The sequence below is a fragment of the Castellaniella defragrans 65Phen genome (genome assembly GCF_000612685.1).
Classification (GTDB): domain Bacteria; phylum Pseudomonadota; class Gammaproteobacteria; order Burkholderiales; family Burkholderiaceae_B; genus Castellaniella; species Castellaniella defragrans.
Genome location: NZ_HG916765.1, coordinates 643,896 through 667,828 on the forward strand (window position 1 = coordinate 643,896; position 23,933 = coordinate 667,828).

The 23,933-nt window shown below is 65.8% G+C and carries 21 protein-coding genes and 1 tRNA gene; 15 read left to right on the plus strand and 7 right to left on the minus strand.

What is annotated here, in order from left to right:
• Window positions 1-23 precede the first annotated feature (23 nt).
• A complete protein-coding gene (locus tag BN940_RS18785; RefSeq protein WP_148304868.1) occupies window positions 24-2,294 on the minus strand; it encodes a hypothetical protein in 2,271 nt (756 codons plus the stop codon).
• 327 nt (window positions 2,295-2,621) lie between these two features.
• Between BN940_RS18785 and BN940_RS02850 the strand changes: the two genes are divergently transcribed.
• Genes BN940_RS02850 through BN940_RS02870 form a run of 5 tightly spaced genes read left to right on the plus strand, consistent with a single transcriptional unit; the run spans window position 2,622 to window position 6,016 of the window.
• Window positions 2,622-3,065, plus strand: coding sequence for a DUF2924 domain-containing protein (locus BN940_RS02850; protein ID WP_043679949.1), 444 nt, complete (start codon window positions 2,622-2,624; stop codon window positions 3,063-3,065).
• On the plus strand, window positions 3,062-4,438 hold the full coding sequence (locus tag BN940_RS02855) for a recombinase family protein (protein ID WP_043679951.1): 1,377 nt from the start codon (window positions 3,062-3,064) through the stop codon (window positions 4,436-4,438). Before BN940_RS02850 ends, BN940_RS02855 begins: the two co-directional genes overlap by 4 nt.
• Window positions 4,438-4,797: a hypothetical protein gene (locus BN940_RS02860; protein WP_043679954.1), complete on the plus strand. Its 360-nt coding sequence runs from the start codon at window positions 4,438-4,440 to the stop codon at window positions 4,795-4,797. Before BN940_RS02855 ends, BN940_RS02860 begins: the two co-directional genes overlap by 1 nt.
• A gap of 9 nt (window positions 4,798-4,806) precedes the next feature.
• Complete coding sequence (locus tag BN940_RS02865; RefSeq protein WP_043679956.1) at window positions 4,807-5,268, plus strand: hypothetical protein; 462 nt, start codon at window positions 4,807-4,809, stop codon at window positions 5,266-5,268.
• Between the two features lie 55 nt (window positions 5,269-5,323).
• Complete coding sequence (locus BN940_RS02870; protein WP_043679960.1) at window positions 5,324-6,016, plus strand: SOS response-associated peptidase; 693 nt, start codon at window positions 5,324-5,326, stop codon at window positions 6,014-6,016.
• Between the two features lie 17 nt (window positions 6,017-6,033).
• Here BN940_RS02870 and BN940_RS18255 read toward each other — a convergent pair whose 3' ends face one another.
• From BN940_RS18255 to BN940_RS02885, 3 genes are all read right to left on the minus strand, one after another.
• A complete protein-coding gene (locus tag BN940_RS18255) occupies window positions 6,034-6,246 on the minus strand; it encodes a hypothetical protein (protein WP_043679962.1) in 213 nt (70 codons plus the stop codon).
• A gap of 39 nt (window positions 6,247-6,285) precedes the next feature.
• Window positions 6,286-7,161 carry a restriction endonuclease gene (locus BN940_RS02880; protein WP_043679964.1) on the minus strand — a complete coding sequence of 292 codons (876 nt, stop codon included), beginning with the start codon at window positions 7,159-7,161 and terminating at the stop codon, window positions 6,286-6,288.
• Window positions 7,162-7,462: 301 nt separating this feature from the next.
• Window positions 7,463-7,538 (minus strand) — tRNA-Phe (locus tag BN940_RS02885).
• 134 nt (window positions 7,539-7,672) lie between these two features.
• On the opposite strand from BN940_RS02885, the gene hemA reads away from it, so the two are divergent.
• The 6 genes from hemA (at window position 7,673) to BN940_RS02915 (ending at window position 13,417) form a co-directional block, all read left to right on the plus strand.
• Window positions 7,673-8,950, plus strand: coding sequence for a glutamyl-tRNA reductase (gene hemA / locus BN940_RS02890; RefSeq protein WP_043679966.1), 1,278 nt, complete (start codon window positions 7,673-7,675; stop codon window positions 8,948-8,950).
• An 83-nt stretch (window positions 8,951-9,033) separates the two neighbouring features.
• Window positions 9,034-10,113 carry a peptide chain release factor 1 gene (gene prfA / locus BN940_RS02895; RefSeq protein WP_043679968.1) on the plus strand — a complete coding sequence of 360 codons (1,080 nt, stop codon included), beginning with the start codon at window positions 9,034-9,036 and terminating at the stop codon, window positions 10,111-10,113.
• A 78-nt stretch (window positions 10,114-10,191) separates the two neighbouring features.
• Window positions 10,192-11,013, plus strand: a complete 822-nt coding sequence (gene prmC, locus BN940_RS02900; RefSeq protein WP_043679972.1) for a peptide chain release factor N(5)-glutamine methyltransferase — start codon at window positions 10,192-10,194, stop codon at window positions 11,011-11,013.
• 169 nt (window positions 11,014-11,182) lie between these two features.
• On the plus strand, window positions 11,183-11,524 hold the full coding sequence (gene grxD, locus BN940_RS19655) for a Grx4 family monothiol glutaredoxin (RefSeq protein WP_043679974.1): 342 nt from the start codon (window positions 11,183-11,185) through the stop codon (window positions 11,522-11,524).
• The gene (locus tag BN940_RS02910; protein WP_043679976.1) at window positions 11,521-12,129 is read left to right on the plus strand and encodes a UbiX family flavin prenyltransferase; all 609 of its coding nucleotides are present in this window, start codon (window positions 11,521-11,523) and stop codon (window positions 12,127-12,129) included. Before grxD ends, BN940_RS02910 begins: the two co-directional genes overlap by 4 nt.
• Before the next feature lie 34 nt (window positions 12,130-12,163).
• Window positions 12,164-13,417 (plus strand): HD-GYP domain-containing protein, encoded by a 1,254-nt coding sequence (locus BN940_RS02915; protein WP_052355554.1) that lies wholly within the window; start codon window positions 12,164-12,166, stop codon window positions 13,415-13,417.
• Here BN940_RS02915 and BN940_RS02920 read toward each other — a convergent pair.
• Window positions 13,407-14,651: an MFS transporter gene (locus tag BN940_RS02920; RefSeq protein WP_052355555.1), complete on the minus strand. Its 1,245-nt coding sequence runs from the start codon at window positions 14,649-14,651 to the stop codon at window positions 13,407-13,409. The genes BN940_RS02915 and BN940_RS02920 overlap by 11 nt on opposite strands.
• 25 nt (window positions 14,652-14,676) lie before the next feature.
• Window positions 14,677-15,867, minus strand: a complete 1,191-nt coding sequence (locus BN940_RS02925) for an MFS transporter (protein WP_043679979.1) — start codon at window positions 15,865-15,867, stop codon at window positions 14,677-14,679.
• 245 nt (window positions 15,868-16,112) lie between these two features.
• On the opposite strand from BN940_RS02925, the gene BN940_RS02930 reads away from it, so the two are divergent.
• The 3 genes from BN940_RS02930 (at window position 16,113) to BN940_RS02940 (ending at window position 19,623) form a co-directional block, all read left to right on the plus strand.
• Entirely contained in the window at window positions 16,113-17,201 is a 1,089-nt protein-coding gene (locus tag BN940_RS02930; protein WP_043679981.1) for a TRAP transporter substrate-binding protein, read from the plus strand.
• A 119-nt stretch (window positions 17,202-17,320) separates the two neighbouring features.
• On the plus strand, window positions 17,321-17,932 hold the full coding sequence (locus tag BN940_RS02935) for a TRAP transporter small permease subunit (protein WP_043679984.1): 612 nt from the start codon (window positions 17,321-17,323) through the stop codon (window positions 17,930-17,932).
• 2 nt (window positions 17,933-17,934) lie between these two features.
• Window positions 17,935-19,623, plus strand: coding sequence for a TRAP transporter large permease (locus BN940_RS02940; RefSeq protein ID WP_043679987.1), 1,689 nt, complete (start codon window positions 17,935-17,937; stop codon window positions 19,621-19,623).
• Between the two features lie 105 nt (window positions 19,624-19,728).
• Here the strand turns inward: BN940_RS02940 and BN940_RS02945 are convergent, their stop codons facing one another.
• Window positions 19,729-22,323, minus strand: a complete 2,595-nt coding sequence (locus tag BN940_RS02945) for an EAL domain-containing protein (protein WP_052355557.1) — start codon at window positions 22,321-22,323, stop codon at window positions 19,729-19,731.
• A 330-nt stretch (window positions 22,324-22,653) separates the two neighbouring features.
• Here BN940_RS02945 and BN940_RS02950 point away from each other — a divergent pair, with 330 nt between their 5' ends.
• Window positions 22,654-23,856 carry a glycine C-acetyltransferase gene (locus tag BN940_RS02950; RefSeq protein WP_043679989.1) on the plus strand — a complete coding sequence of 401 codons (1,203 nt, stop codon included), beginning with the start codon at window positions 22,654-22,656 and terminating at the stop codon, window positions 23,854-23,856.
• Window positions 23,857-23,933: the final 77 nt, after the last annotated feature.

Here is a 23,933-nt window from a genome sequence, read left to right on the forward strand (position 1 = left end):
CAGAACTGATCTTCGAGTATGACCTAGTCGTCCTCAGTTGCCTCTGGCGTGTAGTAGGAAGGCAACCCAATGTTCAATTCCCATGTGTGTGCGCGATTTTCTCGATCAGCGCCACGGATGTAAGTCTTCCATTCTGGTGCAGTCTTGAAAAAGTCTGAAAAATATCGAAACTCGATATTTGCCTGCCCTTGAATGACCCTTAGGCCAAGTTTCTGACGGCCGTTATTCCATGCATCCACGAGTACGCGAACAACCGCAATCCAGTCTGGCTTGTTTAGGGTCCAAGGTTTCTCCCACGGGCCAACTAGCTGAGCGGTACGGCGGTCGATCTCGATAAGCCGCGGCGCGTCCACGCTCTCGCCCAGGCGTTGTCCGCGTTGGATGTCGCCGTGCGCCAGAGAAAAATCAATGTGTCCTCCACCGTCTGTCTGGCGGAATAGTTTTTCCAATGGGATGACCAATCCAGGCCCCAGGTAGCTACATATTGGCTGGGAGGTGGATGTCAGAATGATGCTGTAGCCATAGTTGCCCCTGCGCATTTCTGCATCCATCTTGTTAGCGTGCTTTGCATCGCACAGACGGGTTACTAGAAATACGGGCAGATGAAGCCCGCAGAACGGATAGTCGCCAAGAATCCGAGGCTCATCGGCTTCATTTGAGGCGACAAGTGGACGGTCGCTCAATGAGCTCTCGAGCAGGGTCAACAGCCTCTCGCGCAGGAATCCTTTGTTGATGCCGTATCGGGTGACGTCGCTGTCCGTCAGGTCGAATCGCTCTTCAGTGAATTCATCCTCAGCCCAGATGGATGTACTGTTGCTGCGTACAGGAAGCGTTTGAACACGCTCGTCTTCCCCATCGGTCGAGATGCGCAGCGTGACTTCCCGGCCAGGCTTTTTACGGCTGAGCATGCCCGTCTTCAGTAGCTCTGACGGAATCAGGTTCAGAGATCGTAGAAAATATCCGTCGACGACATCGTTTTTGATATCGAGGAGCCGCATTTCCGCTTCGAACTGCGTCAGGTCGGACCCGGGAGCCGGTGGGTCGATCAAGGACAGGATGCCCACTGATTGCAAAAGGTCTTCGGCAACCCGGCGTAGACGCGGGTCTGGATGGGTAAAAATTGAACATTTGCCATCGGCATTGACGGTGATATCCAGTGACCGAAGGCTATTCTCGCCGTGCAGCGTTACCTCGAATGACAGTACAGCCTCGCGCACTTCTGCTGTCGACGCGATTGGGTTGTTGTCCCCGAAGTGATCGTGGACAACGTCCCACAGATTTTCATCGCTCGATAGGTCGATTGTCATGTTGTGCCGTGACCGGCCTAGTGCAATGGTCAGGCTGACGAGCCACGCCTTGTCGACTCTCGCGCCTGGAGAGCTTGCCTGAGTAAGGTCGACGCGTTGCTTCAAAATATTCAGGTCGTAGTAAGCCGTATTCACCGGGCTATCCGATAGCGCCATCCCGAGCCCCTGGTCTGCCACCTCGTCGGCCAGTTGCTTGGCTAAACTTTGACGTGCACAGAGCACATGGATTTGTTTCTTGCTTGGGTCGTAGACGACCGTGGCTTCCAGGGCAGGGATGTACTCGTGGATGCTGCGCTTACGCTGTCGGATTTCCCGAAGGATGCGCATCTGGCCAGGGTGGTACAGCACCAGGTAGTGCAGCTGCTTGGATACCCCATCCTGGTTGTCCTCGACCTCAAAGTGGATCATTTCGCATTCATCGGCTGCGCTGGCGTCGAGTTGTAGCGCCTGGATGACGGCGCTTTGCAGGCTCTCAGTTGCTTGATCGTCCCAGGAGAAATCTGTGCTGCAGTCACCCAGAACATTGAAACTGCTATACCGTTTATGCCTGTAGAAGTGACGGGTCATGCAAATCGCTTCCATCTGGTCAAAGACCGTGGGAGCGTGAACGCGAAGCCAGACCAGTTGGGCGTATCTGTCTGCCGATCTATCAAAAGCCGGTGTGCTGCTGGTTGCGTCGGGGGGCGGCAGATGATGGTGGGCGTGTCGTAGCAGTGAGTCGATATAGACTCCGAGCATCTGAATGAAACGACTGGCGTCGTCGTTTGTGCCTGCGAGGTCTGCCGGGGTGAGCGTGGCCAGCTCATCGAGGATTCCATGGCGGATTGCGTCGCCGTCCTGCACTCCCGATGCGGTTACGGCTGTCATGGCCTTCTTGAGGCACGCGTATTCGCTCAGGGTGGATAGTGTTTTCATGGTGGCCACGTTCAGCCAACTGAGCAGCTCGACCAGGCTTTTTGCGTTTCCGAGCTTCTTCTTTTTTGCCATTTGTCTATCTTCTCCTCTTGGTCGATCGTTACACCCTGCAGTATATCGACGCAATCGTATGCTTACCCCGCATTGCGATTCTGATTGGAGGTTTTCCGGGATCATGGAAGCAATTTCGATGACTTGAAACTGCCAGCCAATGAACCCCGTAGAACTCCCCTATCCACAGAAGATGTCGCCTGCTGACCGTGCACGCGAGCTTGTCCAGATTCTGGCCGTGGCTATCACCCGCATCAGTGGCGTTGATCGCACAGAGAGCGAAGTTGGGCTTGGCTTCTCGCCCGAGCGAAGCGTTCATACAACCTCCTATCAAGATGAGGAGTTGTCGTGAACGATAACGATTCCGTCGCCGCCCGCGTGGCCGAACTGCCGTCCTTGCCGATGGCCAGTCTCTGGGCCCTGTGGGACAAGTATTTCGATGCCCGCCCCCAGTACCCCAACCGCAGTCACATCCAGTCGCGCCTGGCCTACAAGATCCAGGAGGAGGCCTACGGGGGACTGAATCCGGCCACGCGCAAGCGCCTGGAAGCCATCGGGGCGAGGCATTCCAAGATCAAGGTGCGAGCACCGGCCAAGACCCGAGCATTTGCCCCAGGCACGGTGTTGGTGCGCGAATGGGGCGAGGCAGAGCATCGTGTGACCGTCACCGCTGACGGTCGATTTGACTACGACGGCCAGACCTTCAAGAGCCTGACAGCAGTGGCCCGCCACATCACAGGTGCCCACTGGTCTGGGCCCCTGTTTTTCGGGTTGACCGGGGGTGGGCGATGAATACGGTTGCCCAGAAGGCCACACGCAAACGCTGTGCGGTGTACTGCCGGGTGTCGACGGACGAGCGCCTGGATCAGGAGTTCAACTCCATTGATGCCCAGAAGGAGGCGGGCCACGCCTACATCGCCAGCCAGCGCTCGGATGGCTGGATCCCGGTGGCAGACGACTATGACGATCCCGGTTACTCGGGTGGCAACACCGAACGCCCAGGCTTGAAGCGCCTGTTGGCGGACATTGAAGCCGGGGCCATCGACATCGTGGTGGTCTACAAGATCGACCGATTAACGCGTAGCCTCGCAGACTTCTCCAAGATGGTCGAAGTGTTCGAGCGCCAGCAGGTGTCCTTCGTATCCGTTACGCAGCAGTTCAACACCACGACCAGCATGGGACGGTTGATGCTCAACGTCCTGCTGTCCTTTGCGCAATTCGAGCGTGAGGTGACTGGCGAGCGCATCCGCGACAAGATTGCTGCGGCCAAGAAGAAGGGCCTGTGGATGGGCGGGGTGCCACCATTGGGCTACGACGTAGTGGATCGCCAGCTGGTCGTGAACCAGGCTGAGGCCAGCGTGGTGCGCCGCATCTTTGCCGAGATGCTGACCATCGGCTCCCCGACGGTTATTGCCCAACGGCTGGCTGGTGAAGGAGTGACGACCAAGGCCTGGACGACCAAGGCAGGCGTTCATCGTGCAGGCACGAGGATGGAGAAAAAGTACCTGCACAAGTTGCTGAGAAACCGCATCTATCTGGGCGAACTGTCGCACAAAGGCTCCTGGTATCCAGCAGCCCACCCGGCCATCATCGACCAGGGCCTGTGGGATCAGGTGCATGCGGTGCTGGCTACAGATGGTCACGAGCGTGGCATCGAAACCATGACCCGTAGGCGCATTGACGCGCTGCTGCGCGGCATCCTGTACGACGCATCCGGAGATCGGATGTACCCGACCTATACGCGCAAGGCCGGTCGTCAGTACCTGTATTACATCAGCCAGCGCATCTCGCGCTACGGGGCGGCAGGCCGGAAGACACTGCGCCTGCCTGCCGCAGAGATTGAAGCCGCTGTGCTGGGTCAGATCCGGTCGGTGCTGGCAAGCCCAGAGGCCATCGCGGCAGTCGTCCAGGAGGTTCGACACCAGGACCTGCCGGTCGATGAGGCCATTGTGGTGATGGCGATGGGTAATCTCAGCCAAGTGTGGGATCAGCTTTTCCCCGTCGAGCGCCACCGGATCACGAACCTGATGATCGAGCGCGTGGATCTGGTCGATGGTGACGAAGGGCAGGGCATTCGCATTGCCTGGCGGGAACTGGGCTGGCGTGCTTTGATTGCCGAGTTCGCCGGAGGCACCATTGGGGCTGAAATGGTGGAGGCAGAGTGATGGAGGCGCTGCAGACATTCACCTCGGTGACCTTTACCCGCACGAAGGGCAGGCTGCAGGCCGATGGCGGGAGCCCCCGACATGATGCCCGGATTGTCGAGGCAATTGCCCGGGCGCACTTCTGGCAAGGGCTCCTGGACGAGGGGATGTTTGCCAGCATCAGCGATCTGGCTCGCGCAGAAGGTCTGCAGCCCACGACAGTGGCCAGACTCCTGCGTCTGACGCGTCTGGCCCCCGATGTGATCGAGTCAGTCATGGTAGGTGAGCAGCCGCGCAGGCTCTCACTCTACTGGTTGCAGCGCCACGACATCCCGATGGCGTGGGGGCAGCAGCAGGCCGTGTTGAATGCATTGAACTGAGGGGCGGATATGAACAAGGACCAGGGCAAACAGATGGGGCAGCCCAAGACCCGAAACCTGCCTGCCCCAGCGGGTGGTGTGCGGATGGAAACCTTCATCCCCTGGACGCTGGTCAAGCGGGGAGCCAAGAAGGAGGTCATCACGCCACTGGATGCCCCGCAGGCGTTTCAGATGCAGGCAAAGCAGGCGCAGAGCGAGGCGGGGGCTGACGGAGAGACCCCGCTGCTGCGGTCGCTGGGCCTGGCACATCACTGGCAGCGGCTGCTCGACGAGCGAAAGGTGGCGTCGGTGGCCGAGATCGCCCAGGTTGAAGAGGTTGACGTCACGCAGGTACGCCGCTTGCTGCGCCTGAATCTCCTGTCCCCCCAAGTCATCGAGTTGCTGATGCAATCCAGCAACGCCCGTCTGGATGAAGTCATTCGGACACGCTGGCCAGCAGGCTGGGTGCAACAAGTGGAGGCAGCTGCGTAGTCCACAGGCCTGATTCCAGGGTCGTAACTGCCCTGGAATTTGCGACAATAGTCTGATGTGCAATCGATACGTCACGCCCAGCCAGGCTGAGATCGAACGGGACTGGCATGTCGGCCGTCAGAATCCGCCTCAGTGGTGGGAACCTGAAATTCATCCGCGTTCCCCCGGGCTCTTTATTCGAGCATCGGGCGGCGGCAGTGAACTGGTGTTGGGGCAGTGGGCGCTGATCCCGCATTTTGCCAAGACGGCCAGGCTGCCGTACCAGACCAACAACGCCCGCGCTGAGGAACTGGCCAGCAAGGCGAGTTTCCGCCAGCCCTGGCTACGTGGCCAGCGATGCATCATTCCGGCGGCGTCATTCGATGAGCCGTGCTGGGAAACGGGCAAAAATGTCTGGTGGCGCTTCCGGCGGGCAGATGGTGCGCCGTGGGGGTTGGCAGGCTTATTTAATGCATGGACTGATCCGACGACCGGCGAAGTGATCGAGAGCTACACGATGTTGACGCTCAATGCCGACCACCATCCGTTGATGCGCCGGATGCACAAGCGCAAAGCAGATTGGCCCGCTGATGCGCAGGACAAGCGCTCAGTCATCCCGATTGAGATGGCCGACACTGATCAGTGGTTGTCTGGGTCGATGGAAGATGCGAAGCAGCTTTTGCGGCTGGCGCCTGTGGATGTGTTTGATGCGGCACCGATAACTGCACCAACCAGCGGTGGAGGGCTGGTTCAGGATACCTTGCTATAGTGGATTCTGTCAGTGAGCTATCTCTTCCCGCCGAACAGCATCTTCAGCAGATCCCAGATGCTGAACGTGGTGCGTGAATACACGCGGTTGTAGGCTGCCCGTTTAGGATTGGTCAACCAGCCCCAGCCGCGAGGAGCCTTCAGGCCCAGGTTATGGCGGACAAACCGCTTGGGCGATGTTCGCGCCGAGACCATCCGCTTGAGTGACGGTTTGCGTAGGCCAAATTTCATAGTCGCTATCTCCTGATATCCGGATTGCTTTGGCCGTTCCTATTGCGCGGAGAACTCTGTAAAAAAATCACTATCGACTTCGTAGGTGGTCACTGGCTTCAACCCCAGTTCCAGATTCTCCAGCATGTCGATCAGCTTCTCGCTGTCGACCAGCTCAATGGGGGGAGCGCCATCACGACTGGCTTCGCGGCGAGCTTCGGCTGTGAAAGTTCCCGTGGTAATGATGATGCCCTTGTCGGCGCGGCCCGACATGGCACCTCTAAAGTCTCGCACGATGGACGGCGTGACAGAATTGGCGTAACGCTTGCATTGAAATAGCACTTTGAAGGACACCAGCGGGTTGACCTGCAGGATGCCATGGCCGTCGATGCCGCCATCGTTGCTTTGGCCGGTGACCTCGACATGGATGAATCCGGCCTCGCGCAGCAGGCGCTGTGACAGGCGCTCGAATCCGGCGGGCGGTAGATTGCGCATGATGTCCAGAATGGCCGCTCGGTAGTCCCCCGTCGGGGTTTCGGCTTCTTCGACGGTCTGTTCTTCCATCGAGACGGTATCGGCCGTCTTTGTGCGGCGTTGCTCCTGGAAGATTGCAACCCAGCGACGGAAGATGTCGTGGGCCTGTTCATAGGTCAGTGTGGTGGCGCGTCCGCGCTCGGTCAGGCTCCAAATCCCGCGTCTGGATGAGCCCAGCAGCCCTTCCTTCGTTAAATAGAACCGCGCCCAGGCGACCTGGTTCTTGAAGCGTGGTTGGCCAGAGGATGTCAGCTCGTTTTGGGCATCGTCGGATACCGCGTGGTCGGCCGCGATTTGGTCGACCACCTCGTCGGGCGATCCCGAGCCACCCAGCTTGCGCAGTGCGTCCAGTAGCGGTCCGAACCAGTTGACGAACTGCGCACCTTCGTTGTGGCCTCCCATGCCTCGATCCTTGTTCTATTCTTGGACCGAGATATCGTATCACCAGAGTTGAATACGGGTCGCCCCCGCCCACCAATCTCCAGCACCAACCCGAAGCCCCGAAACCCGCATAAACCCTAGATGTGACCTCGCGCGCGCTCGCGAGGCAAACAGATAAAAACCGAGAACAGAGAGGCCAGACGGGCCTAAAATCGGGTCGTGCAGCACCCTCACGCTCGCGAGCCCAACCCGCGAACCCCCGCCAACACTGCCCCTCCAGCCAACAAAAAACCCAACGGAGAACCGTTGGGTTGATTGCAACTGGTGGCCCGGGGCGGAATCGAACCACCGACACAAGGATTTTCAATCCTCTGCTCTACCGACTGAGCTACCGGGCCAAGACGCAGAATCATACATGAAAATTTGATCCTGTGCAGGCAAGCGATGTCCGGAAGCGACGGTCGGCGTTCCAAGTCGGGCGGCAACGCCCTATAATACAAGCCATCTTCTCGTGCAACTTTTTCCTGCGGGCATGTCCGTCGACGTCCTGACCTTTGGCCTGAACCACGTTTCCGCACCGGTCTCGGTGCGGGAGCGCGTGTCGTTTCCGCTCGAACTGGTCAAGCCCGCCCTGGCGGCCCTGCGGTCCGCCTTCGGCAGCGGCGTGCGCGAGGCCGCCATCCTGTCCACCTGCAACCGCACGGAAATCTACTGTGCGGCCGATCCGGGCGTCGCGCCGGAACTGCCCGCCTGGCTGGCGGAATTCAACCGCCTGGAAACCGGCCTGCTGGCGCCGCACCTCTACCAGTACCAGAAGAACGACGCCGTGCGCCATGCCTTCCGCGTGGCCAGCGGCCTGGATTCCATGGTGCTGGGCGAGCCGCAGATCCTCGGCCAGATGAAGGACGCCGTGCGCACGGCCGAGCAGGCCGGCACGCTGGGCACGCTGCTGCACCAGCTGTTCCAGCGCACCTTCTCCGTCGCCAAGGAAGTCCGCTCGCAGACGGCCATCGGCGCGCATTCGGTGTCCATGGCCGCCGCCGCCGTGCGCCTGACCGAACGCGTGCTGGGCGACCTGTCCTGTAGCAACGTGCTGTTCATCGGCGCGGGCGAGATGATCGAACTCTGCGCCACCCATTTCGCCGCGGTGCGGCCGCGCCAGATCGCGGTGGCCAACCGCACGCTGGAGCGCGCCGAGACCCTGGCGGCCCAGTTCGACGCCCGCACGCTGAAGCTGTCGGCGCTGCCGGACCACCTGGCCGAATTCGACGTGGTCGTCTCCTGTACGGCCTCGTCCCTGCCCATCCTCGGCCTGGGGATGGTGGAAAGGGCCGCGCGCGCGCGGCGCCACCGTCCCATGGTGATGGTGGACCTGGCCGTGCCGCGCGACATCGAGCCCGAGGCCGGCCGCCTGGCCGACGTCTACCTGTACACCGTCGATGATCTGGGCCGCATGGTGCAGTCGGGCACCGACGCGCGCCGCGCCGCCGTGGTCCAGGCCGAAGCCATCATCGAAGCGCGGGTGCGGCATTTCATGCACTGGCTCAGCAACCGCGAAATCGTGCCGGCGATCATCGACTACCAGCAAAGCGCCGACGCCCTGCGCCTGGCCGAACTGGACCGCGCCCGGCGGCTGCTGGCGCGCGGCGACGATCCCGAGGCCGTGCTCGAACTGCTCGCGCACAGCCTGACGCACAAGTACATGCACGGCCCGCTGGCCGCCCTGAACCGCAGCGAAGGCGCCGAGCGCGACCAGCTGCTGGCGCTGCTGCCCCGCCTGCTGCCCGAATCCGGCGCCCGCCGCCGGTAGCGCCGATCTCCCCCTCTTCGTGCCGATCCGGTCCCGCGCGGGCCGGGTCCTGGCTTCCTTGTGATTTCCCGGAACCTCCCTCCATGAAAAGTTCGATGCGCAGCCGTCTGGAACAGCTCAGCCACCGCCTGGCCGAGATCGACGCCCTGCTGGCCGAGCCGGATAGCGCCGACGACATGGACCGCTTCCGCAAATGGACGCGCGAGCGCGCCGAGCTGGAGCCCGTGGTGCGGGTGTTCGAGTCCTGGCAGCGGGCGTGCGACGACCGGGACGCGGCGCGCGAGATGCTTTCCGACCCCGACATGAAGGCGCTGGCCGAGGAAGAGCTGTCGGGCGCCGACGCGCGCATCGAGGCGCTGGAAGCCGAATTGCAGATCCTGCTGCTGCCGAAGAATCCGGACGACGACCGCAGCGTCTTCCTGGAAATCCGCGCCGGCACGGGCGGAGACGAAAGCGCCCTGTTCGCGGGCGACCTGCTGCGCATGTACACCCGCTACGCGGAAATGCGCGGCTGGCGGGTGGAACTGATGTCCGAGAGCGCGTCCGAGCTGGGCGGCTACAAGGAAGTCATCGCCCACGTCGAGGGCGACGGCGTCTACGGCCGCCTGAAGTTCGAGTCCGGCGCCCACCGCGTCCAGCGCGTGCCCGAGACCGAGTCCCAGGGCCGCGTGCACACGTCCGCCTGCACGGTGGCGGTGATGCCCGAGGCCGATCCCCAGGCCGACATCCGCATCGATCCCAACGACCTGCGCATCGACACCTTCCGCGCCAGTGGGGCGGGGGGGCAGCACATCAACAAGACCGATTCGGCGGTGCGCATCACCCACCTGCCGACCGGCCTGGTGGTGGAATGCCAGGACGACCGTTCGCAGCACCGCAACAAGGACAAGGCCATGCAGGTGCTGGCCGCCCGGCTGAAGGACCGCCAGCAGCAGGAAATCCACGCCCGCGAAGCCGCCCAGCGCAAGAGCCTGGTGGGCTCGGGCGACCGCTCGGAGCGCATCCGCACCTACAACTTCCCGCAGGGCCGCGTCACCGACCACCGCATCAACCTGACGCTGTACAAGCTGGCGCAGGTGATGGACGGCGATCTGGGCGAGCTGACCGACGCGCTGCTCGCCGAGCACCAGGCCGAGCAGCTCGCGGCGCTGGCGCTGGATTGAAGCGATGGGAAGCGCGATGGGAATCCGGCCGGACCCCCGGGGCGGGCGCATCGCCGCGATGCGCGCGGGACGCCGGACATGATCCGGACTCTGCGCGAATCCCTGGCGGCCAGCCCGCTGCCGCGCCTGGAAGCCCAACTGCTGTGGCAGCGGGTGCTGGACGTGCCGCGCGCCTGGCTGATCGCGCACGATGCCGATCCCCTGCAGCCGGCGCAGCTCGACGCCTACCGGGCGCTGGAGGCGCGCCGGATCGCGGGCGAGCCCATCGCCTACATCCTGGGCCGGCGGGAATTCTTCGGCCGCGACTTCCTCGTCACCCCGGCGGTGCTGATCCCCCGGCCGGACACCGAGCTGCTGGTCGAGTGCGGTCTGCGGGCGATCCGGGACGTGCGCGCGCCTTGCGTGCTGGATCTGGGCACGGGCAGCGGCATCGTGGCGGTGACCCTGGCGCTGGAGCGGCCCGATGCCCGGGTGCGGGCCACCGACCGCAGCGCCGAGGCCCTGGCCGTGGCGCGAAAGAACGCATGCGCCCTGGGGGCAAAACTATTGTTTTCACACGGGAATTGGTACGATACCGAGTTGGGTTCGGTGCGTTTCGATCTGATCGTCTCGAATCCTCCGTACATCGACGCGCGGGATGCGCACCTGGGGCAAGGCGACCTGCGCTTCGAGCCTCCGGACGCCCTGACCGACGGAGCCGATGGCCTGCGGGCCCTGCGCGAAATCGTGCGGGGCGCGCCGGACCATCTGGGCCCGGGCGGGATCCTGTGCGTGGAACACGGCTGGGACCAGGCGGCGGCCGTCCGGTCCCTGTTTTTGCGCCACGGGTTCGCCGACGTCGCCAGCGAGCGGGATCTGTCCGGCATCGAACGCGTCACCCGAGGCTGTTTGCAGGCCTGATTTTTTTACCGCCAGGCCGTCCTGGGGCACAGCTCAGGAGCGCGGCGTGGAGGTTCATTTTTGCCGCCAGGCCGCCCCGAGGCACAACCGGGGGCGCGGCGTGGGGGTTCATTTTCTGCCGCCAGGCCGTCCCGAAGCTGGCGTGGGGGCATTTTCAAGCGAGACCACCATGAGCGAAGCAGTCCAATCCGAAGTCCAGAATTTCATCCGTGAAACGGTCACCGGCCACCCGGTCGTCCTGTTCATGAAGGGCACGGCCCAGTTCCCGCAATGCGGCTTTTCCGGCCGCGCCATCCAGATCCTGAAGGAGACCGGCGTCACCAAGCTGGTCACCGTCAACGTGCTGGAAGACCCCGAAGTCCGCCAGGGCATCAAGGACTACGCCAACTGGCCGACGATTCCCCAGCTCTACGTCAAGGGCGAATTCATCGGCGGCACCGACATCATGAACGAAATGCACCAGAACGGCGAACTGGCCCAACTGCTGAAGGACGCCGGGGCCATCGAGTGAATCCCCCCCGGCGGCTGGTCGTCGGCATCAGCGGGGCGACCGGCGTCCGGTACGCCACCCGCCTGCTGGAAATCGCGCGGGCGCACGGCGGGGTGGAAACCCATCTCGTCATGTCGCCCTCCGGGGTGCTGAACGTGCGCCATGAACTCGGCCTGGATCGCCAGGCCGTGCATGCGCTGGCCGATCACGTCCACAGCCATCGGGACGTGGGCGCGGTGCTGGCCAGCGGCAGTTTCCGCACGGCCGGCATGGTGGTGGTGCCCTGTTCGATGCGCACGCTGGCGGCCGTGGCGCATGGCCTGTCGGACAACCTCATCACCCGGGCGGCGGACGTGACCCTCAAGGAACGCCGCCGGCTGGTGCTGATGGTGCGGGAAACCCCCTTCAATCTCGCGCATCTGCGCAACATGACGGCAGTGACCGAAATGGGCGGCGTGATCTTCCCGCCGCTGCCGGCATTCTATCTGCGCCCGGTTACACTGGATGAACTGATCGACCATACCGTGTGCCGCGTGCTGGAGCTCTTCGACATCCATGTGCCCGGGCCGCGCTGGGAAGGCCTCGACGACCCGGGCGTCCCCCCGCGGAGCGGCGGGGCCGTCTGATGCGCCGCCGCCACCCGTTTCCTGGAACTCGCCCATGATCAAGAAAGTCCCCGTGTCCCAATTGTGCATCGGCATGTACGTGCATGACCTGGGCGGCTCTTTCCTGGACCACGCCTTCTGGCGCTCGCGTTTCCTGATCCAGAACGAGCGCAAGCTGCGCCGCCTGCAGGAATCGAGGCTGGAATGGGTGCTGATCGACACCAACCGGGGGGTGGACATCCCCACCGCCGAGCTGGCCACCGCCACCGCCGCCGCCGCGCCCGTGCCGCAGAGCGGCTCCCAGGGCGCGCCGGCCGCCCAGGGCGCGGCGCAGCCCGCCGCGAAGGCGGCCGAGGCCGCGCCGCCGTCCGCCACGCCGGAGCAGCAGGCCTTCGACGACGCCCGCGACATCCTCGACGGCTCGCGCGAACAGGTGCAGCAGCTGTTCGCCGACGCGGAGCTGGAAGGCAAGATCGACCTGCGGCAGATCGAGGGCCTGGTGCAGGACATGGCCGACTCCATCGAGGGGCATCCGGACGCGCTCACCAGCCTGGCGCGCATCAAGCGCGCCGACCAGTACCTGTACGCGCACTCCGTGGCCGTGGCGGCGCTGATGACCTCGCTGGCGCGGACCCTGGGGCTGTCCGACGAACAGGTGCGCCTGGCCGGCATGGCCGGCCTGCTGCACGACATCGGCAAGGTGCGCGACCCGGACGAGACGCCGGGCAAGCTCGGCCGTCCGATCCAGCCGCCCCAGGAACTGATGCGCAAGCATCCGCAAAGCGGCGCCGAGGTGCTGCGCCGGGATCCGGGCGTGCCGCCCGAGGTCATCGACGTCTGCCTGCACCACCACGAGCGCATCGACGGCAAGGGCTTCCCCGACGGCCTGGCCGGCGGCGACCTCAGCCTGCTCGCCCGCATGGCGGCCGTCTGCAATTACTACGACGAGGTCACCTCGACGCGGCCCTTCAAGAAAGGCTGGGACCCGGCCTTCGCGCTGTACAAGATGCTGAAGTCCGAAGGGCAGTTCGACATGGACGTGCTGGGCGCCTTCGTGCGCACGGTGGGGCGCTATCCGCTGGGCTCCATCATCAGCCTGACGCAGAGCGAACTGGGCCTGGTGGTGGCGCAGAACCCCCATGCGCCCGAGCTGCCCGTGGTCAAGATCTTCTATTCGATCCGCTGGAGCCACGCCATCCCGGAGCGGCGGGTGGACCTGTCCGATCCGGACTGCCCCAGCCGTGTCCTGCCCGTGGTCGCGCCGGTGGACTGGGCCCAGTCGGGCCTGCCCGTGCCGCCTATCGTGTAGCGTCCCGGGGTGTAGCGTTCCGGGGCCGCGTGCGCAGGCCGATCAGGACCGACAGGACGATGCCGGCCGCCGCGAAGGCGGCGGTGGCGGTCCAGGTCCACTGCCAGTCGCCGCCGGCCCGGTTGACCACCCAGGCCACGAAGGGCGGCCCGGCGAACTGCCCCAGGGACGAGCATTGCTGCATCCAGCCGATGGTCGCCGAGGCGGTCCGCGGGGTGGGCGTCAGCGTCAGGCCCAGCACGAACAGGGTCGTGGGCACCAGGCCGCCCATCATGGAAAACACCAGCACGGCCACGAACTGGCCCGAGGCGGGCAGGCCGGCGCCGAAGGCGGCCCAGGCGCACAGGATCATGGTCGCCAGCCCCGTGACCAGCAATTGCCAGGCTGCCACGCCGTGGTGCAGCAGCCGGCCGGCCGACAGGTTGCCGATGGCGTTGGCGCCCGCCACGATGGCCGTCAGCAGCCCGGCCGTCGTGCCGCCGACGCCCTGGGCGGCGTAGATGGTGGGCAGGAAGCCGATCACCGCCATCCACTGGCCCGCGTACAGGCCGAAGATCAGGGCGACCAGCCAGACGTTCACCGACCCCAGGGTGGCGCGCACCAGCTGCGCCACGGAATCGTGGGGACGGCCGGGATCGGCGGCGGGGTCCGGCGGCACCAGGCGCAGGGTGAGCAGCAGGCAGCCCAGGGTCAGCGCCGCCAGCAGCCACCACAGCAGCTGCCAGCTGCCCAGGCTCAGGATCCAGGATCCCGCCAGCAGGATGACCACGGTGCCCAGCGGCATGTAGCTGCCCCACAGGCCCATGATGCGGCTCAGCCGGTCCGGCGGCACCAGGCGGCGGATCAGCGCCGGGATCGGCATGGCGATCATCAGGACGCCGCAGCCCTCCGCGGCGCGGAACAGCAGCACCAGCAGGCTGGAATCCAGCCAGGCGCCCAGCATCGAGGACACCGCCAGGATGGCCAGGCCGGCCACGATGCAGCGGCGCAGGCCGATGCGTTCGGCCGCCAGCGCCACCGGCAGGCCCAGGATGAGCCCGCCCAGCTGCACCGCCGACAGCAGGAAGCCCGATTCCACCAGGCTGAGCCGCAGTTCGGCCTGCAGCTGGGGCAGGGCCGGCGGGACCTTCCAGATGTGCAGCGCGGCGCACATGCCCACCAGGACCAGGAACAGGGCGGCGCGCACGGCGGCATGGGTCTCGGAGGGGCGAGGTTCGGGGACGGTCTGCGGCATGGGTCGGAGCCTGTTCGTGTGCGTCCTAGGGAGAGGCGGTCCTGCGGGGCAGCCAGCGCCAGAACATCCAGGCGGCGACGAAGCCCAGGGCGCCGATGGCGGTGATGCCGCTGGCGAGCGACAGCGCGGCGGTGAGGGCGGACAGCAGCAGGGGGCCGCCTCCGCCGCCGAGATCGGTGATCAGCCGCCAGATGCCCAGGAAGCGGGTGCGGTCGGCGGGGGGCGAGGCGTCGGCGCCGATGGTCATGATGATGCCCGAGCCGATGCCGTTGCCCACGCCCAGCACCATGCTGACCGCCAGCAGACCGGCGAACCCGGTGGTCCAGGGGATGGCGATCAGGCTGACGCCCATGATCAGCATGCAGGGCAGGGCCACCCACAGGCGCCCGCGCAGGTCCATGATGCGGCCGGCCGGATAGAACAGCAGCATGTCCACGCCGCCCATGATGCCGTAGATCAGGGCGGTCGCCGTGGCGTCCAGGCCGATCTGGTCGGCCCACAGCGGGATGACGATCTGGCGGCAGGAGCGGATCGCCGAGACCAGCGCCGTGGCCACGCCCAGCGTCAGGAAGACGCCCGCGTGCACGCGGGCCAGGCTTGCGAGGGACAGGGGCGGGGCGCTGCGGTTCACGGCGCGGTCGCGCGGTTCGAGGTCGGGGATGGTGAAGGCCAGGATGCCGGTGCCCACGAAGGCCAGGATGGCGGCCCAGTAGGCGCCCGGCAGGTCCATCAGGTGGATGAAGCCGGCGGCCATGAAGGGGCCCGCGAACAGCCCCACCCGCATGGTGCCCCCGAGGGTGGACATGGCGCGCGCGCGCATGGTGGCCGGCACGGCCTCGATCAGATAGGTCTGGCGCGCCAGCAGGAAGACGGAGCTGGCCAGGCCGATCATCAGGACGCCCAGGCCCAGCACCCAGGGGGAATGGGCGACCAGGCACAGGGCCAGTGCCGCCAGGCTGAAGACGGCCGCGCCGATCATGGCGTGGCGTTCGCCGTAGCGGTTGGTCAGCATGGCGGCCGGCAGGTTGGCCATCATCGAGCCGATGCCGATCAGGGCCACGATCAGCCCGGCCTGCGCCGAACTGGCGCCCAGGTCGCGGGCGCTCAGCGCGAGGACGGGGTAGATGGCGCCTTCGCCCAGGCCAAAGAGCAGGGAGGGGCCGAACGCCGGGATGGCGATCCGGGCCAGGCTGAAGGAATCGGAAGAGGGTGGCACGCCGACGGGTCGTGATGACCAAATCGGCATTGTCGCATACGGGGCGCGGAAATGCCCGGAAAGGGCCTGCGTAGGTGGGTTTCCCTATTGCTCTCGTGGAAATTGGCAGATTCAATCGGGAAAAACACTAGGCGTTATTACTGATTGCGGGATCCTTGAGGTTTCGTGCATCATGCACGCGCTCTCGTCCGTTTACAAAACGGCACATCTCAACGGTTTACCAACCAACTTAGGGGCTCTCTCTCATGCAACGTCGTTCCTTCCTCAAGAAGGCTGCCCTCGGCGCGGCCGCTGGCGGCGCCACCCTGGCCGCTCCCGCTTTCGCTCAGGAATCACCCGCCATTTCCTGGCGCCTGGCATCCAGTTTCCCCCGCAGCGCCGACGCCATCTATTCCGGCGGCGAAAACGTCGCCAAATACGTCTCCGAGGCGACCGGCGGCAAGTTCCAGATCCGCGCCTTTCCCGGCGGCGAGATCCTCCCCGCCCTGGGTGTGCTCGACGGCGTGCAGAACGGCACGGTCGAATGCGGCCATACCGCGTCCTACTACTACTTCGGCAAGGACCCGGCCCTGTGCTTCGACGGCGCCGTGCCCTTCGGCCTGAACACCCGCCAGTACAACGCCTGGGTGCGCCATGCGGGCGGCCTGCAGGTGCTGCGCGAACTGTTCGCCAAGTTCAACATCGTGAACTTCCCGTGCGGCTACACCGGCACCCAGATGGGCGGCTGGTTCCGCAAGGAAGTCAAGACGGTCGACGACCTCAAGGGCCTGAAATTCCGCACGGCGGCCTTCGCCGGCGCAGTCCTGATGAAGCTCGGCGTGGTGCCGCAGCAGATCGCCGGCGGCGACATCTATCCGTCCCTGGAAAAGGGCACCATCGACGCGGCCGAATGGATCGGCCCCTACGACGACGAAAAGCTCGGCTTCCACCGCGTGGCGCCGTTCTACTACTTCCCGGGCTGGTGGGAAGGCACGCTGCAGGTGTCCCTGTACGTCAACAAGGACAAGTACGAAGCCCTGCCCAAGCACTACCAGGCCGTGCTGGACCAGGCCTCCGCCCTGGCGACCAACACCATGATCGCCACCTACGACGCCGAGAACCCCAACGCCCTCAAGCGCCTGATCGCCGAAGGCGCCAAACTGCGCGCCTTCCCGAAGCCCGTCATGGACGCCTGCTACAAGGCCGCCCAGGAAACCTACGCGGAACTGTCCGCCAAGGATGCGGGCTTCAAGAAGATCCACGACGCCTACATGGGCTTCCGCGACCACGAAATCCCGTGGTTCCGGATCGCCGAAGGCAGCTTCGACCAGTACATGGCCTCGGCGGCCAAGTAATCGACGCCTCGTGCCGGCCTGCTTTTCTTGAAGGCCGCTCATGACCGGATCACGCGCCAGCCCCCCACGAGGGGGCTGGCGCGTGTCCGGACGCAACCCTTTTTTCATCGGCTCTCACCATGAATGCACTTCTCGCCCTGTCGCGAGCGATCGACGCCGTCAATCGCCGCGTGGGCCGGGCCGTGACCTGGCTGATCCTGCTCGCGGTACTCGTCAGCGCCACCAACGCGACGGTCCGCAAGCTGTTCAACGTCAGTTCCAACGCCTGGCTCGAACTGCAGTGGTATCTGTTCGGCGCCATCTTCCTGCTGGCGTCCGGCTATACCCTGCTCAAGAACGAACACGTCCGCGTCGACGTCCTGGCCTCGCACTTGTCCCGGCGCACCCAGCTCTGGATCGAAGTGGCCGGCGTGCTGCTCTTCCTGCTGCCCGCCTGCGGGCTCATCATGTGGCTGTCCTGGCCGTTCTTCATGGACGCCTACGTCAACCACGAACAGTCCTCCAACGCGGGCGGCCTGATCCGCTGGCCGGCCAAGCTGCTGATTCCCATCGGCTTCGCCCTGCTGGTGGGCGCGGGCGTCTCGCACCTGATCAAGTGCATCGGCTGCCTGCTCGGCCGCTGCCCCGATCCCCGCGACGTGCACACGGGCAAGTCCGCCGAGGAACTGCTCGCCGAAGAAATCGCCCGCGAGGCGCAACAGCGCGAGGCCGCCTCGCATGAGAGGCACTGACCATGGAAGCATTGTTTCTGGCTTATATGGCGCCGATCATGTTCGGCATGCTGGTGATCCTGCTGCTGCTGGGTTTCCCGGTGGCCTTCTCGCTGGCGGCCAACGGCATCCTGTTCGGCCTGATCGGGATCGACCTGGGCCTGCTGTCCCCGGCCCTGTTCCAGGCCCTGCCGCAGCGCGTGTTCGGCGTGATGGGCAACGAGTCCCTGCTGGCGGTGCCGTTCTTCACCTTCATGGGGCTGATCCTGGAGCGCTCCGGCATGGCCGAGGATCTGCTGGAGACCGTCGGCCAGCTGTTCGGCCCGCTGCGCGGCGGCCTGGCGATCGCGGTCATCCTGGTGGGCGCGATGCTGGCGGCGACCACCGGCGTAGTGTCCGCCTCGGTGATCTCGATGGGCCTGATCTCGCTGCCCATCATGCTGCGCTATGGCTATGACCGCCGCCTGGCCACGGGGGTGATCGCGGCCTCCGGCACCTTGTCGCAGATCATCCCGCCGTCGCTGGTGCTGATCGTGCTGGCCGACCAGCTGGGCCGCTCCATCGGCGACATGTACAAGGGCGCGTTCCTGCCGGGCTTCGCCCTGACGGGGCTGTACATCCTGTACGTCGTCCTGATGGCGCTGTTCCGGCCCAAGCTGGCGCCGGCCATTCCGCCCGAGGCGCGCACCTTCGTCGAGCCCAACGGCGGCCACGGCATTCCCTCGCTGCTGGTGCTGATGGCGCTGGCCGTGGCGATTTCCGTCGGCGGCGTGGAGCTCCTGCTGGACGACGGCGCGCACGTGGACGAGCTGATCGTCACCAGCATCCTGATCTGGGGCGTGGCGGCCTTCGTCATGGCCGGGCTCAACAAGATCCTGCGCCTGGGCCTGCTGTCGCAGATCGCCGAGCGCGTGACCTTCGTCATGATCCCGCCGCTGGCGCTGATCTTCCTGGTGCTGGGCACGATCTTCATCGGCGTGGCCACGCCGACCGAAGGCGGTGCCATGGGCGCGGTCGGCGCGCTGGTGATGGCCATGATCAAGCGGCGGCTGAACTTCAAGCTGCTGCGCCAGGCCATGGACACCACCACCACGCTGACCTGCTTCGTGGTGTTCATCCTGATCGGCTCCTCGGTGTTCAGCCTGACCTTCCGCGGGGTCAACGGCGACCTGTGGGTCGAGCACCTGCTCACCGGCCTGCCGGGCGGCGAGATGGGCTTCCTGATCGTGGTCAGCATCCTGACCTTCTGCCTGGCCTTCTTCCTCGACTTCTTCGAGCTGGCCTTCATCATCGTGCCGCTGATCGGGCCGGTGGCGGACAAGATGGGCATCGACCTGATCTGGCTGGGCATCCTGCTGGCGGTGAACATGCAGACGTCCTTCATGCACCCGCCGTTCGGCTTCGCGCTGTTCTACCTGCGGTCGGTGGCGCCCAAGGAAGACTACCAGGACCGGGTCACCGGCAAGACCATCGCCAAGGTCACCACCGGCCAGATCTACTGGGGCTCGATTCCCTTCATCGTGATCCAGATCGCCATGGTCGTCCTGGTGCTGCTGTACCCGGGCATGGTCACCCACTACAAGGCCGACCGGCCCCAGGTCAACATCGAGGACGTCAAGCTCGACATGGGCAACTTCGGCGGCTATGGCGCCGGGGCCGAGGGCGAGACGCCGGCGACCTCGGACCAGGACTACAACAACATGTTCAAGTAGGGCGCTTCGCGCCCGTCCGGCCCCGCTGCGGCGGGGCGGGCGCCCGTTCCTCAGGCCCGGCAATCGAACCGCCGGGCCTTTTGTTTTGCCCGTTCCCCGAGGCCCTCAGGCCGGGCCGCCGGCCTCGTGCCGGCGCCGCGTGCGCACCACGTCCAGCCAGGCTTCCAGCGGCATGGGGCGGGCCAGCAGGTAGCCCTGCAGGGCGTGGCAGTCGTGCTCGAACAGGAAGCGGGACTGCGCCTCGGTTTCCACGCCCTCGGCGACCACGCGCAGATTGAGCTGGTCGGCCATGGCCAGGATCAGCTGGACGATGGCGATGCTGTCGCTGTCGTTCGGGATGTCCTGGACGAGGCTCTTGTCGATCTTCAGTTCGTACAGCGGCAGGCGCTTCAGGTAGGCCAGGTTGGAATAGCCGGTGCCGAAGTCGTCGATGGAAAAGCGGATGCCCAGCAGGGACAGCGCCTGCATGCGCCGGGCGACGGCCTGCATGTCCTGGATCAGCACGCCCTCGGTGATCTCGAAGATCAGCCGGTTGCCGGGCACGCCCTTGCTTTCCAGGGTGTCGCGGACGTATTCGGTGAACTGCGCCTCCATCAGCTGCCGCGGGCTGACGTTCAGCGACAGCGGGTAGGTTTCGCCCAGTTCCCGCAAGGCGAGCAGGGCGTCGCAGGCGAACTGCAGGGACCAGGCGCCCAGCAGGCTGATGAGGCCGGTTTCCTCGGCGATGGGGATGAACAGGGCGGGCGAGACCGGTCCGCGGGTCGGGTGGGTCCAGCGGGCCAGCAGTTCGCCGCCGGTGACGCGCCCGTCGTGGCCGAACTGCGGCTGCACGTGCAGGGTGAGGACGGGCGTGCCGATGGCCTGCAGCAGGTCCTGCTCCAGCCAGAGCCGCTGCTCGACCTCGGATTGCAGGCCTTCCTCGTAGAACGTGACCTGGTTGCCGCCGTGCTGCTTGGCGCGGTGGGTGGCCATGTCGGCCTCGCGCATCACGGTGTCGGTGGTCTGGCTGTCGGCCTGGATCAGGGTCAGGCCGATGCTGGCGGTGACGTAGGCGGGCCTGCTCTGGATGGAGAACGCGCTGTTGCAGATGGCGAGCCGCACCTTCTCGCCCACGTGCATGGCGTTGCGCGCCGCGTCGTTGACGTTGCCGCCCAGGCCGTCGAGCAGCACGACGAATTCGTCGGCGCTGACGCGCGACACCAGGTCGCGGTCGCGCACGCTGGTGCGCAGGCGGTCGGCGATGCCGCACAGCACCTCGTCGCCGGTGGCGTGCCCTTGCATGTCGTTGATCCGCTTGAAGCCGTCCAGGTCGATCAGCAGCAGGGCGCCGATGGAGCGGCCCTGCCGGGCGGACTCGATCATCTGCGCCAGGTGCGCCAGCGCCGTGCGCCGGTTGGGCAGGCCGGTCAGCGTGTCGTAGACGGCCAGGTGGTGGGCGGTCTCCTCGGCGCGCAGGCGTTCGGTGATGTCGGTGGAGACCGTGCAGATGGCTTCCAGCGCGCCGTCCGGGCCGCGCATGGGCGCCTTGATCGCCAGGAAGGTGCGGGGCTCGCCGTGCGGCGGCCGGATGGTCATCTGGCTCACGCTGCGTTCCCGGGTGTCCACCACGGCCTGGTCGTTGCGGTGGATGCTGGCCAGGGAATCGGCGTCCTTCAGGGTGTCGTCGTCGCGCAGGCCGATCAGCCTGCCCTCGGCCACGCCGAGGAATTCCTCGTGCTTGCGGTTGGCGAAGGTGTAGCGGAAGTCCAGGTCCTTGATGCTGACCGAGGCGTCGATGGCGTCCAGGATCGCGTCCAGGCGGCGTTCGGTGCGCCGCAGGCGCTGCCGCTGGCGGCTCATCTGGATGCGCAGCAGCAGCGTGATGGCCAGGGTCAGCGCCAGCAGCGCGCTCAGGCCGGTGATGATCCAGACGCCGTGGCGGCCCAGCAGGGACAGGGACTGCGGCAGGCGCCAGCCGTCCAGGGTGCGGTAGTAGAACGATTCGGGGTCGGCCTGCCAGGCGCTGAGATGGCGGTCGATGGCCGCCAGGACCTCGGGGTGCCGGCCCTTCGGCATGGCGTAGTAGGCCTGGGTGGGCTGGAAGACGATGGGGGTGGCGACGAGCTGGTAGGTGTGCGCCAGCATCCCGCCGATGTAGAAGTCGGCCGCCACGGCGTCGCTCAGGCCGGACTGCACCCGCTGGAAGCCGGACTCCAGGTTCTGGACGGCGTCGGCGCGGGCGTCGATGTCCAGGCCCGAGAAGGTCGTCTTCAGGTAGTCCTGCTGCGTCGAGCCGGCCAGGACCGCGATCGACCGGCCTCCCAGGTCCTGGATCGAGCGCAGGGCTTGGCCCGGCCGCGCGTAGACCTGGGACCAGCTGTGCAGCGCGGGAACGTGATGCAGGCCGAAGGTCTCGGCGCGTTCCAGGGTGTAGTAGACGTCGGGCAGCAGGTCGATCCTGCCCTCGGCGAGCAGGCGCATGCATTCCTCCCAGGCGCAGGCCTGAGTGCGGATCTTCCAGCCTTCCTGGCGGGCGATCTCGTTCAGCAGCTCGCCCAGGATGCCGGCCGGACGGCCGTCGCGGGCGATGTAGACGTCGGGCTTCTGGTCGTAGATGCCGACTTCCAGCGTCAGGGCGCGCGCGGCCGGCACATGCATGCCCAGGCACAGCGCCAGGGCTGGCAGGAGGATGCCGCGGTGCGTGCGGTCGCGAGAAGCCATAGGATTCGGTCCGATGTCCGGATGGGCCGCGCACGGCCATCCCCATGGCGGGAGGAGATCCGGCGCGCCCCGGCATGAGGCCAAAAGAGGACATCATAGTGCCGCGCGGACGAGGGCAAAGTGTTGCACAGCCCGCAGGATTGTCATCAGTTGTCGAGATTGTGAACAATTCCGAAATGCCGGCGGCCCCGCGCGCGCGGGTCGTGTGCGGGACGTGTATGGGACGTGTATGGGGCGTGTACGGGGCCGCCGGTTGCGTCGATGCGCGGCCGGCGGCGTACAATGCCGGCACGCTTTCCCATTCCGATATATTCCCCCAAAAGGTGGATCATGTCCCAGCGATTCCTTGCGGATGCGCGCGCCCGGATCGGGCAGCTGCGCGAAGACGGCTTCTACAAGTCCGAGCGCGTCATCGCCGGCCAGCAGTCCGCGCGCGTGCGGCTGGCGGGCGGCGCCGAGGTGCTGAACTTCTGCGCCAACAACTACCTGGGCCTGGCCAACGATCCGCGCCTGATCCGGGCGGCCGCCGAGGGCCTGGCCGCCGACGGTTTCGGCCTGGCGTCGGTGCGCTTCATCTGCGGCACCCAGACGGGCCACAAGGCCCTGGAAGCCGAACTCGCCCGCTGGCTGGGGATGGGCGACGCCATCCTGTATTCCAGCTGTTTCGACGCCAACGGCGGCCTGTTCGAGGCCCTGCTGGACGAGCAGGACGCCATCGTCAGCGACGCGCTGAACCACGCCAGCATCATCGACGGCATCCGCCTGTGCAAGGCGCACCGCTACCGCTATGCCAACAACGACATGGCCGACCTGCGCGCGCAGCTGCAGGCGGCGCGCGACGGCGGGGCGCGGCACGTCATGATCGCCACCGACGGCGTGTTCTCCATGGACGGCATCGTCGCCGACCTGGCGGCGATCTGCGATCTGGCCGACGAATTCGACGCGCTGGTGATGGTGGACGATTCCCACGCCGTGGGCTTCATGGGCGCCGGCGGGCGCGGCACGCCGGAGCATTGCGGCGTCGCGGGCCGGGTCCACATCCTGACCGGGACGCTGGGCAAGGCGCTGGGCGGGGCCTCGGGCGGCTACGTCGCGGCCGACCCCGTGGTCGTCGAGCTGCTGCGCCAGCGTTCGCGCCCCTACCTGTTTTCCAACACGCTCGCACCGGCCATCGTGGCGGCGTCCCGGCGGGTGATCGAGCTGCTCCAGGACGACGAAGGCGCGGAACTGCGCGCCCGCGTGCACCGCAACGGCGCGCACTTCCGCCGCGAGATGCAGGCGCTGGGCTTCGACCTGGTGCCCGGCGAGCACCCCATCATCCCGGTGATGCTGGGCGACGCCGCCCTGGCCGGCCGCATGGCCGACGCCCTGCTGGAGCAGGGCATCTACGTGATCGGCTTTTCCTATCCGGTGGTGCCCAAGGGCCGCGCCCGCATCCGCACCCAGATGAGCGCGGCCCACGCGCCCGAGGACATCGACCGGGCCGTCCAGGCCTTCGCCCGCGTCGGGCGCGACCTGGGCGTCATCGGCTGATCGAACGTTTGTTGCCGCCGGGCCGCCCCAAGGCGCAAGCGCCCCCCTCGGGGGGCAGCAAGCCGAAGGCGCGGCGC

Bases quoted from the DNA above. Each gene is read 5' to 3' on its own strand.
- BN940_RS18785 (WP_148304868.1), bottom strand. From the start codon at position 2,294: ATGGCAAAAAAGAAGAAGCTCGGAAACGCAAAAAGCCTGGTCGAGCTG.
- BN940_RS02855 (WP_043679951.1), top strand. From the start codon at position 3,062: ATGAATACGGTTGCCCAGAAGGCCACACGCAAACGCTGTGCGGTGTAC.
- BN940_RS02860 (WP_043679954.1), top strand. From the start codon at position 4,438: ATGGAGGCGCTGCAGACATTCACCTCGGTGACCTTTACCCGCACGAAG.
- BN940_RS02865 (WP_043679956.1), top strand. From the start codon at position 4,807: ATGAACAAGGACCAGGGCAAACAGATGGGGCAGCCCAAGACCCGAAAC.
- BN940_RS02870 (WP_043679960.1), top strand. From the start codon at position 5,324: ATGTGCAATCGATACGTCACGCCCAGCCAGGCTGAGATCGAACGGGAC.
- BN940_RS18255 (WP_043679962.1), bottom strand. From the start codon at position 6,246: ATGAAATTTGGCCTACGCAAACCGTCACTCAAGCGGATGGTCTCGGCG.
- BN940_RS02880 (WP_043679964.1), bottom strand. From the start codon at position 7,161: ATGGGAGGCCACAACGAAGGTGCGCAGTTCGTCAACTGGTTCGGACCG.
- hemA (WP_043679966.1), top strand. From the start codon at position 7,673: ATGTCCGTCGACGTCCTGACCTTTGGCCTGAACCACGTTTCCGCACCG.
- prfA (WP_043679968.1), top strand. From the start codon at position 9,034: ATGAAAAGTTCGATGCGCAGCCGTCTGGAACAGCTCAGCCACCGCCTG.
- prmC (WP_043679972.1), top strand. From the start codon at position 10,192: ATGATCCGGACTCTGCGCGAATCCCTGGCGGCCAGCCCGCTGCCGCGC.
- grxD (WP_043679974.1), top strand. From the start codon at position 11,183: ATGAGCGAAGCAGTCCAATCCGAAGTCCAGAATTTCATCCGTGAAACG.
- BN940_RS02915 (WP_052355554.1), top strand. From the start codon at position 12,164: ATGATCAAGAAAGTCCCCGTGTCCCAATTGTGCATCGGCATGTACGTG.
- BN940_RS02920 (WP_052355555.1), bottom strand. From the start codon at position 14,651: ATGCCGCAGACCGTCCCCGAACCTCGCCCCTCCGAGACCCATGCCGCC.
- BN940_RS02930 (WP_043679981.1), top strand. From the start codon at position 16,113: ATGCAACGTCGTTCCTTCCTCAAGAAGGCTGCCCTCGGCGCGGCCGCT.
- BN940_RS02935 (WP_043679984.1), top strand. From the start codon at position 17,321: ATGAATGCACTTCTCGCCCTGTCGCGAGCGATCGACGCCGTCAATCGC.
- BN940_RS02940 (WP_043679987.1), top strand. From the start codon at position 17,935: ATGGAAGCATTGTTTCTGGCTTATATGGCGCCGATCATGTTCGGCATG.
- BN940_RS02945 (WP_052355557.1), bottom strand. From the start codon at position 22,323: ATGGCTTCTCGCGACCGCACGCACCGCGGCATCCTCCTGCCAGCCCTG.
- BN940_RS02950 (WP_043679989.1), top strand. From the start codon at position 22,654: ATGTCCCAGCGATTCCTTGCGGATGCGCGCGCCCGGATCGGGCAGCTG.